Raw genomic sequence first — 17,470 nt, forward strand, 5'->3', positions numbered from 1 at the left:
CTACTTCTTTCCTCCTAGTGGAAGCCTGCGCCGCAGGCGGGCCAGCAGCCGGCGCGGCGTCAGAGGTGCTACGGCGATCACGAGCTCACCCTTGTGGTTCGTCGTGGCGGTAAGGACGTGCAGGTGGCCTCCCCGCCGCTGCACCGTGCGCTGTGGCACGGGCCGCGCCGGTCCGCGCAGGGCCGTCTCACCAACGGTACCGAACGCCTCGACCTCCGCCCGGACCACCCGCAGCTCGCCACCGGGGGCGACGCCGGCGAGCAGCCCGGCCAGCGGAAGCTGCGCCCGCACCAGGGTCCCGGCGCCGTCCGCCTCGACCGTGGCGTCGGCGCTGACGGTCTCGCCGGCGCGGAGCCGGACCGCGGTGGCCAGCCGCGGCAGGTCTCCGCGGGGGCTACGGGCGGTCACCGCCAGCGCCCGGTTGCCGAGGAACGACACGGAGACGGTGTCCAGCCGGGCGATCCAGTCGGCGACCCGGTCGGTGACCTCGAACCAGCGGTCGGGCATGCCGAGCCGGGGATCGCGGAATCCCGGGTAGCCGGCGTACCAGCGGTCCCCGTCGACCACGGCCGGCGGGATGCCCTCCTCGGCGTCCTGCCGGATGACGGCGAGCAGGTCGGCCAGCTCGCCGTACCGGGCGGCGCCCAGCCGTACCCGCGCCTGGATCGGCAGCTGGTCGCGGATCTCGTCGGTCAGGTACCGCTCGACCAGCGCGCGCACGCCGGCCCGGACCTGCTCCTGCACGCCCCGCTCCAGCGCCAGGAAGTCGTTCTCCAGCAGCCTCGCGACTTCCCAGCTGAAGTGCCGCACCAGGATCGCGTCGCGGCGCTTGCCCGCCTCAACCAGGCCGGCGACGAACTCCACCAGTGACTCGGCGCAGCGCAGCCGCTCGAGGTGGCGGCTGCGGTAGGTGATGTTGCGGGCGTTGAGCCGGCGCACCGCGTAGTAGTAGTCGTAGTCGGCCAGCACGGAGATCCGGCGGGCCCGGACGCAGGCCTCGATGGTGAACGGCTGGTCGCTGCCGACCGGCATGTCCTCCGGGTACCGCAGCCCGTACCGCTCGATCAGGTCCCGCCGGAACAGCTTGGTGTTGGACAGGGACCAGGGCAGCGCCGAGTCGAACAGGTCCAGGTCGGGCTCGTTGCGGGCGAAGACCGCCTGGTGGATGTTACGGCTGTTGACCCCGACGGTCCGGCCCAGCACGACGTCGGAGTCGTACCGGTCCGCCGCCGCGACGAGCCGCTCCAGCGCCTCCGGGCCGAGGTAGTCGTCGGAGCCGATGAAGAAGACGTAGCGGCCGGTGGCGTGCTCCAGGGCGCGGTTGCTGGGCGCGGCGGGCCCGCCGGAGTTGGGCTGGTGGACGACCTTGACCGTGCCCGGGTAGAGCCGGGCGAACCGGTCCAGCTCCCGGCCGCTGCCGTCGGTCGAACCGTCGTCCACCGCCACGACCTCCAGCCGGTCCCGCCCGATCGTCTGCTCCACCAGCGAGGTGAGGCAGCGGGTGAGGTAGGGCATGGTGTTGTAGACGGCCGTGATGACCGTCACGTCGGGCTCGGTCACCGGGCGGCTCCCACGGGCGGCTGCGCGCCCGGCTCCGCCGGCGTGCCGGCTGCGGCCGGACGGGGCCGGCCCGGCAGCAGCCGGGAGTAGACGCCGTCGAGCACCTCGGCCTGCGCCTCCCAGGTCCAGTTCGCCAGCAGGCCGGGGCGGTCGTACGCGGCCCGGTAGCGGGCCGGGTCGGCCAGGACGGCGCGCACCGCCCGCACGTAGTCGGCCACGTCCTCGGCGCGGAACACCTCACCCTGGCCGGTGGACCGCACGGTCCCGGCCATCGTCTTCACGTCGCTGACCACCAGCGGCAGCCGGGCGTGCGAGTACTCGAAGAACTTGGTGATCAACGCGATCTCGTGGTTGGGCCAGTGGTGGATCGGGATGACCCCCGCGTCGGCGCCGGACAGGAACGGCACCACCTGCCAGTGTGCCACGTAGGGCAGCGCGTGCACCCGGTCGGCGACGCCGAGCTTCGCGGCGCGGGCCAGCACCCCGGAGACGTACGGCCCGGTCGGCTTGTTGACCACCAGCGCCACGTGCACCCCGGGCAGCTGGGGCAGCGCGTCGACCATGATGTCGAGGCCGCGCTGCCGGGCGGCGGCCCCGCTGTAGACCAGCAGCGGCACGTCGGGGCCGATCCCGCAGAGCGCCCGCAGGTCCGGCGCGGGGGCGTCCGGGACGAGCTCCTCGTGGTGGGCGGCCGGGGCGTTCAACACCACGTCCGGCGTCTCGGCCAGCCCGTGCTCCCGCTGCAGCAGCTCGGCCAGGCCGTCCGAGACCGTCATCACGGCGTCGGCGTACGGGGCGTACTCCCGCTCGTGCGCCCGGTGCGCGGGCAGCCAGCGGGCATTGTCCTGCCACGGCTTGAGCCCGGGCAGGAACTCGTGGGCGTCCCACACCACCTTGACGTCCCGGCCCTCGGCGGCGGCGCGGATCTTGGCCCGGGCGGCCACGCCGAGCATCCGGAAGTCGTTGGCGTGGATCAGGTCCGGTCGCAGCTCGTCGACCACCGGCCCGTAGGCCAGCTCGTAGTCCCACAGGCCGGGCTCGAGCCGCCGCCAGGCGCCGTCGCCCTTCGCCAGCTGCCAGAAGAGGGTGTACGCCCGGTCCCACGGGTTGCGGAAGCGCCGCCGGCGGTGGGCCTGCGTCAGCATCCAGTAGCGCAGCGAGACCCACTTGCCGGCCGCCCGGGCGGCGACCTCCTCGGCCCGCAGCGCGCGCCGACGCAGGCCGAGCCGGGGCGTCGCCGGGTCGGCCACGGCGAGTTGCGCCGCCCGCACCGCGAGGTCCGCCCGCCACGCCTTGACGCTCTGCTGCCGGTGCGCGGCGATCCCGCTGGGCGGGTACGCCAGCGGCCAGCGCAGCCAGGCGCGACGGAACTCGTGCCGGCGACGGGCGAGCGGGGCGGGCACGGCCAGCAGGCGCACCTCGGCCCGGCCGAGCTGCCAGGTCTGCGGCAGGCTGCCAGGGGACCGGCCCAGCAGGACCACCTCCCAGCCGGCCTCGGCGGCCGAGCGGGCGGCCTTCTGCACCCGGGAGTCACCGTTGACGCCGTTGTCGACCAACATGACAACCCGCCCGCGCGGCTGCGCGGCAGTGCCGTCCATCGCCATCGTGCCCGTTTCCGCCTCTCTGGGAACCGCTGGTTCGCCTAGGGGACGGCCCGCGCCGACCGGGGCCGTCGACCTGACACGCCGTAACCGGCCGGCGAGCCGTCGCGAGTCTACGCGAGGCTCGCCCCGATCTGCCGCCACCTCACCTTGCCCGGTTTGCGGATGATTCGACCCCGCCGGCCGGCCTGTCCGGTGAGGGTCGGGCGGCGCTCAGGGCGACACCGGCTCCGGCGGCACAAGGGACGTGGTGACTGTGAGGTCGGGTCGCAGGCGGCCCAGCTGCCACCCGATCGACACGCCGAAGACGCCGGCCACCACCACCCGTTCGGTCCGCGCCAGGTCCAGCTTCGGCAGCACGTCCCGGCGCACGATCCGCCACAGCACCTGGGAGCGGACCACCCGGTAGCCGGGGTAGAAGACCGAGGTGTGGAACCAGCGCGCGGCCGAGGCGTGGCCGCGTTCGAGCCGGGACACGACCAGCTCCGGCCAGAGCGCGTCCTTCCCGCGAGCCCGCTTACGGGCCACCGCGAGGGCCTTCCCCGGCGCCCGGTAGACGAACAGCTGCTCGGTCCAGAGCACCGGCCGCTTGCGCTCCGCGGTGTCCAGGCGCAGCAGGCGGACCCGCTTGTCGACCTCCGAGCGGCGCCACTGCAGCGGGTCGTTGGTGATCACGTCGACGGCGTAGCCGCGCTCGATGAGGCGCCGGACGTACTGCCGGACGACCTTGAACTGCGGCGGGCTGATCGCCACCAGCACCACCCGCGGCGCGTCCGGGTCGTCCTGGCCGGACGGCGCGACCTCGGCGGCGGCCGGCGCGGCCACCTGCGCCGGGGCGGCCGGCGTGGTCACCTCGATCGGGGCGGGCTCGGGGGCCGCGTACACCTCGCGGAGCCGGGCCGCCACCGCATCCCGCCCGTACCGCTCGACCAGGCTGGCCCTCGCGGCCGGCAGGTCCAGCTCGTCGATCCGCTTGCGGAGTTCCCGGTAGCCCTCGACCAGCACCGCCGGGTCCTCGCTGATCTCGACCAGCAGGCCGGCGCGTCCGTTCAGCCCGCCCAGCGTCTCCTGTGGGCCGAGGCTCTCGGCCACCAGCACGGGGGTGCCGCACGCCACCGCCTCGACCACGGTCATCCCGAAGGTCTCCGCCGGGCTGGCGTGCACCAGCAGGTCGTGCGTGCGCATCAGCTCGGGCACCTCGGCCGGCGGCACCGCCGGGCGGAGGTCCACCCGGTCCCCGTACGGGCTGCGGGCCAGTTCAGCGCGGATCTGGTCGACCAGCGGACCGGTGCCGACCAGCGTCAGCGTGGCCGCCGGCTCCTCGGCCGCGATCGCGAGGAACGCGGCGAGCACCCGGTCGACGCCCTTCTGGGTGCTCAGCCGGCCGACGTACAGCCAGCGCAGCAGGTCCCGGGGCGGCTTCGGCCGCGGCGTGAAGTCGCTGAAGTCGATCGCGTTCGGGATGACGCGGAGCTTGTGGGCGTGGTGCGGGAACTGGTCGCGGATCTCGTTGCGCAGGTGCTGGCTGACGCACAGGAACACGTCGGCCCGGTGCAGCGCCTCCTCGTAGAGCCGGCGCGCGGCGGGCTGCTTGAAGATGTTGTAGAGGAAGCTGGCGTGCTCGGTGACGATGATCCGGGCGTCGGGCCGGGCCAGCCGCTGGGCGACCACCCCGCCGTAGATGCCCGTGTGGGCGTGCACGAGCGGGGCCTCGATCCGCCCCGTCGGCAGGGTCCGGCGGATGGCCTCGACGTGGCCGAGGGCCCAGGCGGCGTAGTCGCGCTTGGACGAGATGGGCACCGGAACCCGGGTGACCTCCCCCGCCGCCGTGTCCTCGATGACCGGGCCGACGCGGGCCGCCAGCCGGTCGGCCGCGACGGAGATCGCCTCGACGTTCGGCGCGTCGTAGCGGTAGGGCCAGTCCTCGGTGTGCAACACCGAGATCCGGGGGTGGTCGGCCCGCACCGCGCCGATGGTGGGCGGGACGAAGGCGCCGGCCAGCGGGTTGTTGGCCGACGGGTACCAGGGCGTGACGACGGCCAGGTCGGCGGGGGCGGGGCGGCGGGCCGGGTCCGCCGTCGGTTCGAGGGCGACGGCGAGGTCCGGCCGCCGCGCGACAGCGTCCCAGGCCGCCGGGAAGGCGTACGGGTCGCCGATCACGAGCAGGTCGGCGTCATGCAGCGGGCCGCTGCGGTCGCGCAGCAGCCGCCGGGCGGCACGCGTCGCGGCGCGCGGGTCGGGGGCGTCGACGCGGTGGACCCCCACGTCCTGCGGCACGTCGACGTCGCGCCACTCGGGCAGGTCGGGCGCGACGAGCTCGACCCGCGCACCGTCGGCGGTCAGCTGCGCCACGTGCCGCTCGGCGGCCCGGACCCGGTGCGGGCCCAGCGCCAGGAAGACGACCTTATGGGCATTCGCACTCAACGGGACTCCTCCACCAGCGCGCGCATCCGGGCCTCCCACGGCTGCAGGGTCGCGGTCCGGGTGTACTTCTCGGCGTGGGCCTGGGCGGCGGCGTGCCGGGACGGGTCCAGCTCGCGGGCCGCCTTGGCCGCGGCCACGAACGACTCGGCCACGGTCTCCGCGTCGAGCCGGTCACCGGCGAACCAGAGCGGGTAGCCCTCCAGCACCTCGGACGCGGCGATGTCCGGCCGGTGCACCGACACGATCGGCTTGCCCGAGGCCATGTACTCGAACACCTTGCCCGAGGTGACGTACTTCGCGCCGGGGACGCAGAAGACCAGCGCGTCGGTCTCCCCGTACACCCGCGGCACGTCGGCCTTGCCGAACGAGCCGCGGTAGTGGACCCCGGCGTCCTCGTGGGCGGCCAACCGCTCGCGCAACTCCTCGGCGGTCTGGGCGAAGAAGCCCAGATGGCCGTGCACGTGCAGTTCGGCGTCGGCCAGCACCGGATCCTTGCGCGCCAGGCGCCACCCCTCGAAGAGCTCGTCGAGCGGCAGGTACGGGGTCACGGTGCCGAGGTAGCCGAAGCGCAGCGGACGATCCGGCGCCGGTGGCTGGAACTCGGGACGACCGACGAACTCCGGCTCCCAGCCGTTTGGCACCACGGTCATCCGGTCTGCGGCGAAGGGGTACTGATCGGCGTACCACTGCCGCATGCCGTCGTTGACGAACACGACCTCGGCCGCGTCCCGCACGATGCGGGATTCCCAGGAGGCGGTACGCGTGCCGGGGCCGAACCGGACCTGCTCGGTGAACTGGTTGAAGGTCCAGGCGTCCCGGTAGTCGACCGCGTAGGGCACCCGCCATGTCTTGCCCAGGAACCAGGCCGCGGCGAACGACACGAACGGGTTGCCGGTGGCGATGACCAGGTCGAAGCGGCGGCGGGTGTGCAGCTTGAACGCCCGGCTCAACAGCCCGGGGATCCACCCGATGTAGTGCTCCGGCAGGAACCACCGCTGCATCCGCCGGTAGAACCGGTCGGCCACCACGGGCATGGCCTTGCGCAGCCGGCTGAACCGGCGGACGTCCGTCTCCCAGTGGTAGGTGTTCATCGGGGGCCGCTCGACGCGTACCCGGGGGTCGACCGTCGCCTCCAGGGTCTCGTCGCTGCCGCCGTCGAGGTAGTAGCTGAAGAACTCCCGGGGCGCGGTGATGACGGTCACGTCCCAGCCGGCCTCGGCGTAGTGGTTGGCCGTGGCCCGGGCCCGGAACACCCCGCTGCCCCGGCTCGGCGGGAAGAAGAACGCGAGGTAGAGCAGGCGGGGCCGCCGACCCTCCCGCTGCGCGGTCTCCTGCGGCCCGGTGATGGAGCTGCTGTCGTTGTCGGCGGATCCTGTCGACCAGTCGGCCCCGCTCGCGTCGGTGGGGCCGGTGGACTTCACGTCTCGTCGCATCGCGCTTTCTTCGGTCGGGTGTCGTGGCCACGGCGGGCACCGGGCCGGCGGTCGGCGAAGCTCAGGCGGAAAGGGTGCTCCCCGTCCTTCCATGGTGCCGCACATCGGCCGTACCCGCCTCGGCGGCAGGGCCGGCGGGGCCGGCGGGCGCGGCCGGCAGGAGCCGGGAGTACAGGTCGTCCAGCACCCGCGCCTGCGCCTCCCACGTCCAGCCGGCCAGCAGCCCGGGCTGCTCGTACGCCGCCCGGTAGCGCTGCGGATCGGCCAGCACGTGACGAACGGCACGGACGTAGTCGGCCACGTCCTCCGCCCGGAACACCTCGCCCTGGCCCGTCGAGCGCACCGTCGCCGCCATAGTCTTCACGTCGCTGACGACCAGCGGCAGTCGGGCATGCGAATACTCGAAGAACTTCGTGATCAGCGCGATCTCGTGGTTGGGCCAGTGGTGGATCGGGATCACCCCGACGTCGGCGCCGGCCAGGAAGGGCGCGACCTGCCAGTGCGGCACGTACGGCAGCACGTGCACCCGGTCGGCCACCCCGAGCTCCGCGGCCCGGGTGAGCAGCCCCTGGACGTAGTCCCCGTCCGGCCTGTTGACGACGAACGCGGCGTGCACGCCGTCGAGCTGGGGCAGCGCCTCGACCATCGTGCCCAGCCCGCGCTGCTCGGCCGCGGCCCCGCTGTAGACCACCAGCGGCGCCGCCGGCCCGAGCCCGCACCGGGCGCGCAGGTCCAGCGGTTCGCCGTCGTCGGTCGGCCGGTCGGGCTGCGCCTCTGGGGCGTTCAGCACCACCGTCGGCAGCTCGGGCAGGCGGTGCGTGGCGCGCAGCAGCTCGGCCAGCGAGTCCGAGACAGTCAGCACCGCGTCCGCGTACGGGGCGTACTCCCGCTCGTGGGCGGCGTGCGCCGGCAGCCACCGGGCGTTGTGCGCGACCGGCCGGACGCCGGGCAGGAACTCGTGGGCGTCCCAGACCAGCTTGATGTCGCGTCCCCGGGCCCGGGCGCGGATCTTGGCGCGGGCCCCGACCCCGAGCATCCGGAAGTCGTTGGCGTGGATCAGGTCCGGCTTCAGCCGGTCGATCAGCGGCCCGAACGCCAGCTCCCAGTCCCATAGGCCCGGGGCCAGCCGCCGCCACGCCCGGTCGCCCATCAGCCGCTGCCAGAACGCCGTGTACGTCCGGTCCCAGGGCCCGTGCAGGGTCCGCGGCGAGCGCTTCTGCTGGGCCGCGCGGAAGTCGACCCAGCGCTCCAGCAGCCCGGCCGCCTTCTCCTCCGCCCGCAGCCGGGACGAGGCGCCGGAGCGGGCCGCGCGCAGGCGCAGGTCGGCCCGCCAGGCGCGGACCCACTGCTTGCGGTGGGCGGCCAGGCCACCCGGCGGGTACGCCAGCGGCGCGCGCAACCAGCGGCGGCGGTACTCGTGCCGGTGCTTGGCCAGGGTGGCCGGCACGGGCAGCAGCCGGACCTCGGCCTCCCCCAGGTGCCAGGTCTCGGGGAGCCCGGACGGCGACCGGCCGAGGAGGATCACCTCCCAGCCCGCCGCGGCGGCGGAGCGGGCGGACTTCTGGACCCGGGAGTCACCGGTGACGCCGTTGTCCACCAGCATCACGATTCGTCCGCGCCGGGCGCCGTCGGCACCTGTGGACATCATCCGGCCCGTGTCCCTCCCCGTCGTCTCCCGCCCCTGCGGGGGCCTGGCGAGTCTACGGTAGTCACTGTCCCGGACTGGCTAGACTCCCTGTTGCAAGGTAGCCGCAGCGCATGATCAGCGCCGGCCCGCGCGTCGGGGCCCGGACCCGCGGCACGACATCGGCCCGCGCCGGCCTGCAGGACTTGGAGTACCGCCACGTGAAGGTCGTCAGCATCGTCGGCGCCCGACCCCAGCTGGTCAAGCTGGCACCGATCGCCGCCGCCTTCGCCGGCACGGCGCATCGGCACGTCATCGTGCACACCGGCCAGCACTACGACGCCGACCTGTCCGACGTGTTCTTCACCGGTCTGGGCATCCCGGCGCCCGATGTCCACCTCGGGATCGGCTCGGGCAGCCACGGGGTGCAGACCGGGCAGGCGCTCGCCGCCCTCGACCCGGTCCTGGCGGCCGAACGGCCCGACTGGGTGCTGGTCTACGGCGACACCAACTCGACCCTGGCCGGGGCGCTGTCCGCGGTGAAGCAGCACCTGCGGGTGGCGCACCTGGAGGCCGGGCTGCGCTCGTTCAACCGGCGGATGCCGGAGGAGCACAACCGGGTGCTCACCGACCACGCCGCCGACCTGCTGCTGGCGCCCACCGAGGAGGCCATGCGGCACCTCGCCACCGAGGGCCTGGCGGGCCGGTCGGTGCTGGTCGGCGACGTCATGGTCGACGTCTGCTTCACCGTGCGGGACACCGTGCTAGCCGGCGCGCAGCCGGCACCCGCGCTGCCGGCCGGGATCGACCCCACCGAGCCGTACCTGGTCGCCACCCTGCACCGGGCGGAGAACACCGACGACCCCGAGCGGCTCGCCGCCCTGGTCGACGCGCTGGCGGCCCTGCCGGTGCCGGTGGCGCTGCTCGCCCACCCCCGGCTGACGGCCCGGGCCGACGAGCACGGCGTGAAGCTGGACCGGGGCGCGCTGCGGGTCGGCCGCCCCCTGCCGTACGCGGGCATGGTGGCCGCGGTGCTCGGCTCGGTGGGCGTGGTCACCGACTCCGGCGGGCTGCAGAAGGAGGCATACCTCCTGGGCCGGCCGTGCACCACCCTGCGCCCGCAGACCGAGTGGCCGGAGACCCTCGACGGCGACTGGAACCGCCTCGTGCCCGACCCCCACCAGTTGGGGACGGCGGCCCTGGCGGCGACGCTGACCCGACCGGCCCCGACCGCTCCCCGCGGCGAGCCGTTCGGCGACGGGCGGGCCGCCCACCGCGTGGTGGAGGTCCTGGCCGACGCCCTCGCCTGACCCACGCACGACACCCCTCAATCCCTGCCGGAAGAGATCGCCAGCAGCACGATGCAGAGCAGACTTTCCCCCCTCGCGGCCCTGACCCGGGCCGGCCGCCGCCGTCCCCGCCGGGGCGCCCGGCCACACGTCATCTACCTGGCCATCGGCTTTCCGCCGGCGGCCAAGAGTTCCGCCTACCGGATGCGCGAGACCGCCAACCAGTTCGCCGCGGCGGGCTGGGACGTCACGGTGATCACCATCGCGGACGAGTCCTGGGAGCGGGAGTACGGGCTCGACCACACCCTCTCCGAGGGCGTCGACCCGCGCATCGTCATCGAGCGGCTGCCGCTGGCGCGGACGGACCTGGAGACCGACATCAGGGCGTTCTCCGAGGCCCGCTCGCTGCACCCGCAGCGGTGGATTGAGCAGCAGCGCCGGCAGGAGCTGCGGATCTTCCCTGAGCCGGTCTTCGGTGGCTGGCGGCCGGAGTTGGAGAGGGCGGTGCTGCGCGTCCACCAGGAGCACGCGGCGGACCTGCTCATGACCACCTGCGCCCCGTACGTCAACCTGGCCGCGACCTGGCGGCTGTGGCAGGAGTACCGGGTGCCGTACGTGGTGGACTTCCGCGACGGCTGGTCGGTGGATGTGATCGGCGGCGGGGCGGCCTTCACCAAGGACTCCGCGGCGGGCCGCTGGGAGGAGAAGGTGCTCGCCGAGGCGCGGGCGGTGTGGTGCGTCAACGAGCCGATCGCCGACTTCTACCGCGAGCGCTACCCGGCGCTGCGCGACCGGGTGCGGGTGGTGCGCAACGGTTACGACGAGGACTGCGTGCCGGCGACCCCGCACCGCCCCGATCCGGAGGCGGGGCTGACCTTCGGCTACCTCGGGTCGATCAACTTCGCGCCCGCGCTGCTCGACTCGGTGCTCACCGCCTGGCGCATGGCGCGCCGCGAGGACCCGCTGCTCGCCCGGAGCCGGTTCGAGGTGCGCGGGCACATCGGCGCGGGCGCGCTGCGCGAGGCGAACGCGCACATGGAGCTGTTGCGCGCCGCCGCGGGCGACGGCGTGGAGTTCGGCGGGCCGCTGGCCAAGGCGGAGGTCGCCGCCGCCTACGGCCGCTGGGACGCGCTGGTGCTGATGCTGGTGGGTGGCCGCTTCGTCACCTCCGGCAAGGTCTACGAGTACGCCGCCAGCGGGCTGCCGGTGGTGTCGGCGCACGAGGTCGACCATGACGCCGCCACCGTCCTCGCCGGCCATCCCCTGTGGACCGGAGCGGTGGGGCTGGACCCGCGCCGGCTCGCGGACTCGTTCACGGCGGCGGCGCGGCTCGCCGTCGAGGCGACCGACGAGCAGCGGGCCGCCGCGCAGGCGCACGCCCGCCGGTTCGCCCGCGGCGCGCAGCTCGCCCCCGCGGTCGCCGAGGCGACCGCGATGGTCACCGGAGCGGCGACCGGCCCGGGCAGTGACGGCACCTCCAGCGAAGGCGGACAGGCATGACGAAGGTGCTCATCGTGGCCGGTGAGCGGCCACAGCAGAAGTCCGTGCTGGTCGAGGCGTTGCGTCGGTTCCGCGCGCAGGGCGCCTCGGTCGGCATCGTCGGCGACGTCGACGCGGACGCGCTGGCCCTGGAGCCCGGTCTCGCCGAGGTCCGCACGCTCGCGGCCGAGCCGGCGGACCCCCGGCTGCGCCGGGCCCTGGCCCGGATCACCCAGCCGTCCCGCGCCCTCTGGGTCCGGGCCTGGGCCGATCCGTGGACCCGCCGCTGGGTGCGGACGGCCGACGTGCTGGTCGCGCTCGATTCGACGGCCGTGCACGCGGTGTGGGAGATGGCTCAGCGGCAGCCGCGGGCGGACGCCTGCAACGGGATCGGGGCGGCCGGGCGGATCGTCCGGGCCCGCCACGAGGGGACGCACCGGGTCGCCCGGCGGGCGTCGGAGCGGCTGTCCGCCCGGGCCGGCATCGTGGTACGCGGGGCGCGGCGCGCGGCGGTGACCGGGGCCCGGGAGTCGCTGGAGGCGGCGATGGCGCCGGCGGTGCTGCGCAGCCGCGTCGGCGGTCGGCTGTGGCGCTCGGCGGTGGCCGCCCCCGGTCTGCCGGAACGGGTGCGGGTGGCCCTCGCGTACCGGGTGCACCTGCGGTCGGTGCAGGCGGACGCCCCCCGCCTCGCGGCGGCGACGACCGCCGCCGCGACCGGCCGGATCGGCGGCCGCAAGAGCCGGGCCGACCTGCTGACCCGGGAGGCCAGCGCCGAGCTCGACCTGGGTCGCGTCCCGGTCTGCCTGACCGAGGCGGTCACGGCCGAACTCGCGCTCGCCGACGAGTTCCTCCCCCGCCAGCAGGCCCGGGCGGCGAAGTCGTTGTACAAGGCCATGCGGTTGCTGTTCCACCGGGTGCCGCATTTCGACCAGCTCAGCTCACCGCTGGCCGAGCGGCCGGCCGAGTTCCTGGCCCCGCTGCGGGCCAGCGCGACCGCCCGGGCGATGGCCACCCCGCGCGGTCGGGCGACGCCGGCGGCCGCACCCCCGGCGGACCGGCCGCTGCGCCTGCTCATCATGACCAACGGCAACGCCCACTTCCTGCGGGAGATCAAGGAGCGGTACGCCGAGGCGCCCGGCGTCGAGCTGCGTTACCTGCACCTGGCCGACGATCCGGTCGCGGCGCCGCTGACCCACAACCCGGCCGGCATCGTCGAGCATCTCGTCGCCGGCCGGAGCGAGTACGGCAACCGGGTCGAGGAGTGGCTGCGGCCGCATCTGGACTGGGCGGACACCCTCTTCGTCGACTGGTGCGTCGCCGCCGCCGGGATGACCACCCTGGTCGACCCCGGCGACACCCGGGTGGTCATGCGGCTGCACAGCTTCGAGGCGTTCAGCTTCTGGCCCCACCTGATCGACTTCTCCCGGGTGGACGACCTGGTCTTCGTCTCGGACCACCTCCGGGACCTGACCTGCGAGGTGGTGCCGGCGCTCACCGGGGAGCAGGCTCCCCGACTGCACGTCATCCCGAACGCCATGGACCTGCGGCGGTACGACCGCCCGAAGGAGCCGTCCGCCCGGTTCACGCTCGGTCTGATCGGCACCAGCGCGGTGGCCAAGGACCCGCGCTGGGCGATCGAGGTGCTCCGCCGGCTGCGGGCGGACGACGAACGGTACCGGCTGGTGCTGGTCGGTGGCGGCCTTGACCCGAAGGCGAGCGAGTCCGTCCGCCAGTACCAGGCCGAGTTGACGGCGGACCTGGCCGAGCTGGAACCGTCCGGCGCGGTGACCCGGATCGGGCACACCGACGACGTGCCCGGGGTGCTCAGCGGGATCGGGGTCATTCTCAGCAGCTCGGTGCGGGAGAGCTTCCACTGCGCCCTGGTCGAGGGCGCGGCCAGCGGCGCGGTCCCGGTGGCGCGGGACTGGCCGTTCTTCGCCGGGCGGGAGGCCAGTGCCCGGACGCTGTTCCCCGCCGACTGGGTGGTCGGCACTCCGGCGGAGGCGGCGGAGCGGATCCGGGCGGCGACCGCCACCGAGGACGTCTGGCGGGCGGAGGGCGCCGCCGCGGCCGGGCACGCGACGAAGACCTGGGACTGGAGCGTGGTCCGGCACGACTTCGACGAGCTGTTCCTGCCGGGTCGCCAGGCATAGGCGTACGAACTACCTCGGCCGGCCCGGATCACGCGGGCCGGCCGAGGTCGTCTGGCAGTGGTGGGGCGACCGGCGGCACGAGAGGTGCCCGTGCCGGTGCGGGTCAGCCCGCGGCGACCGCCGCCCCGGTGGGCGCCGCGGCCGGCGGGGCCAGGTCGGGCCGGAGCCGGCGGTAGACGCCTTCCAGCACCTCGGCCTGTGCCTCCCAGGTCCACCCGTCCAGCAGGCCGGGGCGGTCGTACGCGGCCCGGTAGCGGGCCGGGTCGGCGAGCACCGCCCGCACCGCGCGGAGGTAGTCCGCGACGTCCTCGGCGCGGAAGACCTCGCCCTGGCCGGTCTCCCGGACCGTGTCGGCCATCGTGCGGACATCGCTCACCACGATCGGCAGCCGGGCGTGGGAGTACTCGAGGAACTTCGTGATCAGCGCCAGCTCGTGGTTGGGCTTGTGGTGGATCGGGATGACGCCGGCGTCGGCGCTGGCCAGGAAGGCCGGCACCCGCCAGTGCGGCACGTACGGCAGCAGGTGCACCCGGTCGGCGACGCCGAGCTCCACCGCCCGGGCCCGCAACGCCTCGGAGGCCGCGTTGCTCGCCGTGGGGTGCAGGGTGACCAGGGCGACGTGCAGCTTCTCCAGCTGCGGCAACGCGTCGATCATCAACTCGACGCCCCGGGACGGGTTCACCCCGCCGCAGTAGACCAGCAGCGGCGTCGCCGCGTCGATGCCGCACGCGTCGCGGACGTCCGTGCCGCCGTCGTCGGGTACGCCGGTGACCGGCCGGGGCGGGGCGTTGAGCACCACGTCGGGGCGGACCGGGAGCCGGTGCGTGCGCTGGAGCAGCTCGGCCAGGGTCGCCGAGACGGTGATGACGGCGTCCGCCGCGCCGATGTACTCCTCCACGTGGGCGACCTGGGCGGGCAGCCAGCGGGGGTTGTCGGCGCGGCCGAGCACCCCGCCGACGAATTCGTGCGCGTCCCAGACCAGCTTGGTGCCGAGCCCGCGCGCCCGGGCCCGCCGGGCCGCCCGGGCACCCACGCCGATCATGCGGAAGTCGTTGGCGTGGATGATGTCCGGCGCCAGCTGGTCGATGACCGGGCCGAACGCCAACTCGTAGTCCCACAGCCCGCGGTCCAGCCGGCGCCAGCTGCGCGGGCCGAGCAGCGTCTGCCAGAACCGGATCGACGTGCGGGTGATCAGGTTGTCGGGGTCCTGCTGGCGCAGCCGTAGGCGGTGCAGCTCGCCGCCGCGGAACTTGGCCCAGCGGCCGAGCGCCCTGGCGGCCAGCGAGGCCGGCGGGGCGAGCAGACCGCCGAGGCGCTGGGTGAGCGAGGCAGAGCCGGTGCGGCGGGCGACCGCGAGGGCCACCCGCCGTTCCTCGATCGCCGCCTGCCACGCCTTCATCCGCTGGATCCGGTAGCCGCCGTGCCGCCCGGGCGGGTACGCCAGCGGCCGGCGCAGCGAGCGGTGGAACTGGCTGGGGTGCTGGCCGAGCGACCGGGGCACGCGGATCAGCCGGACCCGCGCGTCCCCGATCGACCAGTTCTCCTGGGCACCGTTGCTGAGGATGCCGAGCAGCACGACGTCCCACCCGGCCTCCGCTGCCGAACGGGCCGTCTTCTGGACCCGCGAGTCGCCCTGCACGCCATTGTCGACGAGCATGACGACGCGGCCCCGGGTCGGGCGCGGCGTGCTACCGGCTTCCATCAGGTGCCCTGTCTCCTCGTGCCGCCGGCCGTCAGGACGCGACGGCGGACGGCAGCGGGTCGCCGCTGTCGGACGGCGCGACCGAGACGGTCACCCCGGCCGACGCGGACTCCAGCAGTGCGGCGGCGACCTGCACGGTCCGCAGTCCCTGCCGCAGGGTGACGATGTCGCTCTCCTTGCCCTCGACCGCGTCGCGGAAGCGCTCGTGCTCGACCAGCAGCGGCTCCCGCTTCGGGATCGCGTACCGGATCATGTCGCCGGTCGCGACACCGCGGAAGGTCCGCAGCGCCTCCCACTCCATGTCGATGGCCGCGTTGGCGTAGAAGGTGAGGTCGGCGGTGAGCGTGTCCGCGACGAAGCAGCCCCGGTCGCCGGTGATGACGGTGGACCGCTCCTTGAGCGGGCTCAGCCAGTTCACCAGGTGGCTGACCATGGTGCCGTCGGTGAGCTGCCCGACCGCGGCCACCATGTCCTCGTGCAGCCGGCCGCTGCGGGACACCGTGCGGGCCGACACCGAGGTGTATTCCCGCCCCGTCACCCAGCCGGTGAGGTCGATGTCGTGGGTCGCCAGGTCCATGACCACGCCGACGTCGGCGATGCGGTGCGGGAACGGGCCCTGCCGCCGGGTGACCACCTGGTACACCTCGCCCAGCTCACCGGCCTCCAGGCGCACCCGCAGGTTCTGCAGCGAGGGGTTGTAGCGCTCGATGTGGCCCACGCCGGCGACCAGGCCGGCCGTCTCGAACGCCTCGACCAGGCGGACCGACGCCTCCACCGACTGCGCCAGCGGCTTCTCGATCAGGGCGCTGACCCCGTTGCGGGCCAGCTCCACGCCGATCGGCTCGTGCAGCGCGGTGGGGCAGGCCACGACCGCGTAGTCGATGCCGAGGGCGAGCAGGTCCTCCAGCGTGGGCAGCACCGGCGCGCGGAGCTGCCCGGTCGGGTCACCGGCGGGGTCGACGATGCCGACCAGCTCGACTCCGTCCAGGCCGGAGAGCACCCGGGCGTGGTTGCGCCCCATCGCGCCCAGGCCGATCAGGCCGGCGCGCAGCTGCTTGCCGCGGCTCATCGGGCGCCCCCGGCGAGGTTCGCGCCCTCGGCGATCCGCTCCAGGTCGGCCGCGCTCAGCGACGGGTGCACCGGCAGCGAGACCACCTCGGCGGCGGCCCGCTCGGTCTCCGGCAGGTCCCACGGGCCGGGCTGGCCGTCCTCGGTGAGGTACGGCTTCAGCCGGTGGATCGGGGTCGGGTAGTAGACGGCGTTGCCGATGCCCAGCTCGGTGAGGCGCTTCTGGGCCGCGTCCCGGTCACCCCGGACCCGGACCGTGTACTGGTGGTAGACGTGCACCGCGGCGTCGGCGACCGGCGGGGTCACCATGCCGGTGATCTTCGAGTCGAGGAACTTGGCGTTCGCCTGGCGCTGGGCGGTCCACTCCGGGAGCTGGCGCAGCTGCACCCGGCCGATCGCCGCCGCCACGTCCGTCATCCGCATGTTGGCGCCCACGATCTCGTTGGCGTACCGCTGCTCCATGCCCTGGTTGCGCAGCAGCCGCAGTGTGCGGGCGACGCCGGCGTCGGCGGTGGTGATCATGCCGCCCTCGAGGCTGTGCATGTTCTTCGTCGGGTAGAAGCTGAAGCAGCCGGCGGTGCCGAAGGCGCCCACCGGGGTGCCACCGAGGCTGGCCCCGTGCGCCTGGGCCGCGTCCTCGACCACGGCCAGGCCGTGCCGCTCCGCGATCGGCATGATCCGGTCCATGGCGGCCGGGTGGCCGTACAGGTGGACGGGCATGATCGCGACCGTGCGGGGCCCGACGGCCGCCTCGACGGCGGCCGGGTCGATGCAGAAGCTGCCGGGCTCGATGTCCACGAAGACCGGCGTGGCGCCGACCAGGCGGACGGCGTTGGCGCTCGCGGCGAACGAGAACGAGGGCACGATGATCTCGTCGCCCGGGCCGAAGCCGAGGGCCATGAGGGTCAACTGCAGGGCGGAGGTGCCGGAGTTGACCGCCACGCAGTGGCGGCCGGCGACGAGGTCGCCGAATTCCTGCTCGAAGGCCGCCACCTCAGGGCCTTGGACGACCATCCCGCTGCGCAGGACCCGCACAGCCGCCTCGATCTCGGCCTCGCCGATCACCGGCCTGGCTGGGGGGATGAACTCTGCATTGGGCCCAGACATGGGCTTCCTCCTGTCGGTTGGAGCTCGTCC

Annotated in this window: 11 protein-coding genes; 3 read left to right on the forward strand and 8 right to left on the reverse strand. The window is 74.4% G+C overall.

What is annotated here, in order from left to right:
- From FXF52_RS05875 to FXF52_RS05895, 5 genes are all read right to left on the reverse strand, one after another.
- On the reverse strand, positions 1 to 1,560 hold the full coding sequence (locus FXF52_RS05875) for a glycosyltransferase family 2 protein (protein WP_148794225.1): 1,560 nt from the start codon (positions 1,558 to 1,560) through the stop codon (positions 1 to 3).
- On the reverse strand, positions 1,557 to 3,119 hold the full coding sequence (locus FXF52_RS05880; RefSeq protein ID WP_148794353.1) for a glycosyltransferase family 4 protein: 1,563 nt from the start codon (positions 3,117 to 3,119) through the stop codon (positions 1,557 to 1,559). The genes FXF52_RS05875 and FXF52_RS05880 overlap by 4 nt, the downstream gene beginning before the upstream one ends.
- 255 nt (positions 3,120 to 3,374) lie before the next feature.
- On the reverse strand, positions 3,375 to 5,585 hold the full coding sequence (locus tag FXF52_RS05885) for a glycosyltransferase family 4 protein (protein WP_255471756.1): 2,211 nt from the start codon (positions 5,583 to 5,585) through the stop codon (positions 3,375 to 3,377).
- Positions 5,582 to 7,018, reverse strand: coding sequence for a glycosyltransferase (locus FXF52_RS05890; RefSeq protein WP_255471757.1), 1,437 nt, complete (start codon positions 7,016 to 7,018; stop codon positions 5,582 to 5,584). The genes FXF52_RS05885 and FXF52_RS05890 overlap by 4 nt, the downstream gene beginning before the upstream one ends.
- A 61-nt stretch (positions 7,019 to 7,079) precedes the next feature.
- The gene (locus FXF52_RS05895) at positions 7,080 to 8,621 is read right to left on the reverse strand and encodes a glycosyltransferase family 4 protein (protein ID WP_148794359.1); all 1,542 of its coding nucleotides are present in this window, start codon (positions 8,619 to 8,621) and stop codon (positions 7,080 to 7,082) included.
- A 242-nt stretch (positions 8,622 to 8,863) separates the two neighbouring features.
- Between FXF52_RS05895 and wecB the strand changes: the two genes are divergently transcribed.
- Genes wecB through FXF52_RS43815 form a run of 3 tightly spaced genes read left to right on the forward strand, consistent with a single transcriptional unit; the run spans position 8,864 to position 13,563 of the window.
- Positions 8,864 to 9,952, forward strand: coding sequence for a non-hydrolyzing UDP-N-acetylglucosamine 2-epimerase (gene wecB, locus FXF52_RS05900; protein ID WP_148794361.1), 1,089 nt, complete (start codon positions 8,864 to 8,866; stop codon positions 9,950 to 9,952).
- A gap of 51 nt (positions 9,953 to 10,003) precedes the next feature.
- Positions 10,004 to 11,431 carry a glycosyltransferase gene (locus FXF52_RS05905; RefSeq protein ID WP_222870430.1) on the forward strand — a complete coding sequence of 476 codons (1,428 nt, stop codon included), beginning with the start codon at positions 10,004 to 10,006 and terminating at the stop codon, positions 11,429 to 11,431.
- Positions 11,428 to 13,563, forward strand: coding sequence for a glycosyltransferase (locus tag FXF52_RS43815; RefSeq protein ID WP_148794226.1), 2,136 nt, complete (start codon positions 11,428 to 11,430; stop codon positions 13,561 to 13,563). The genes FXF52_RS05905 and FXF52_RS43815 overlap by 4 nt, the downstream gene beginning before the upstream one ends.
- 103 nt (positions 13,564 to 13,666) lie before the next feature.
- Here the strand turns inward: FXF52_RS43815 and FXF52_RS05915 are convergent, their stop codons facing one another.
- The 3 genes from FXF52_RS05915 to FXF52_RS05925 are packed head-to-tail and all read right to left on the reverse strand — an operon-like array spanning position 13,667 to position 17,440.
- Positions 13,667 to 15,265: a glycosyltransferase family 4 protein gene (locus tag FXF52_RS05915; RefSeq protein ID WP_148794227.1), complete on the reverse strand. Its 1,599-nt coding sequence runs from the start codon at positions 15,263 to 15,265 to the stop codon at positions 13,667 to 13,669.
- A 31-nt stretch (positions 15,266 to 15,296) separates the two neighbouring features.
- On the reverse strand, positions 15,297 to 16,334 hold the full coding sequence (locus FXF52_RS05920) for a Gfo/Idh/MocA family protein (RefSeq protein ID WP_148794228.1): 1,038 nt from the start codon (positions 16,332 to 16,334) through the stop codon (positions 15,297 to 15,299).
- Positions 16,331 to 17,440: a DegT/DnrJ/EryC1/StrS aminotransferase family protein gene (locus tag FXF52_RS05925; RefSeq protein WP_148794229.1), complete on the reverse strand. Its 1,110-nt coding sequence runs from the start codon at positions 17,438 to 17,440 to the stop codon at positions 16,331 to 16,333. Before FXF52_RS05925 ends, FXF52_RS05920 begins: the two co-directional genes overlap by 4 nt.
- Positions 17,441 to 17,470: the final 30 nt, after the last annotated feature.

The organism is Micromonospora sp. MP36, assembly GCF_008119785.1.
Classification (GTDB): domain Bacteria; phylum Actinomycetota; class Actinomycetes; order Mycobacteriales; family Micromonosporaceae; genus Micromonospora.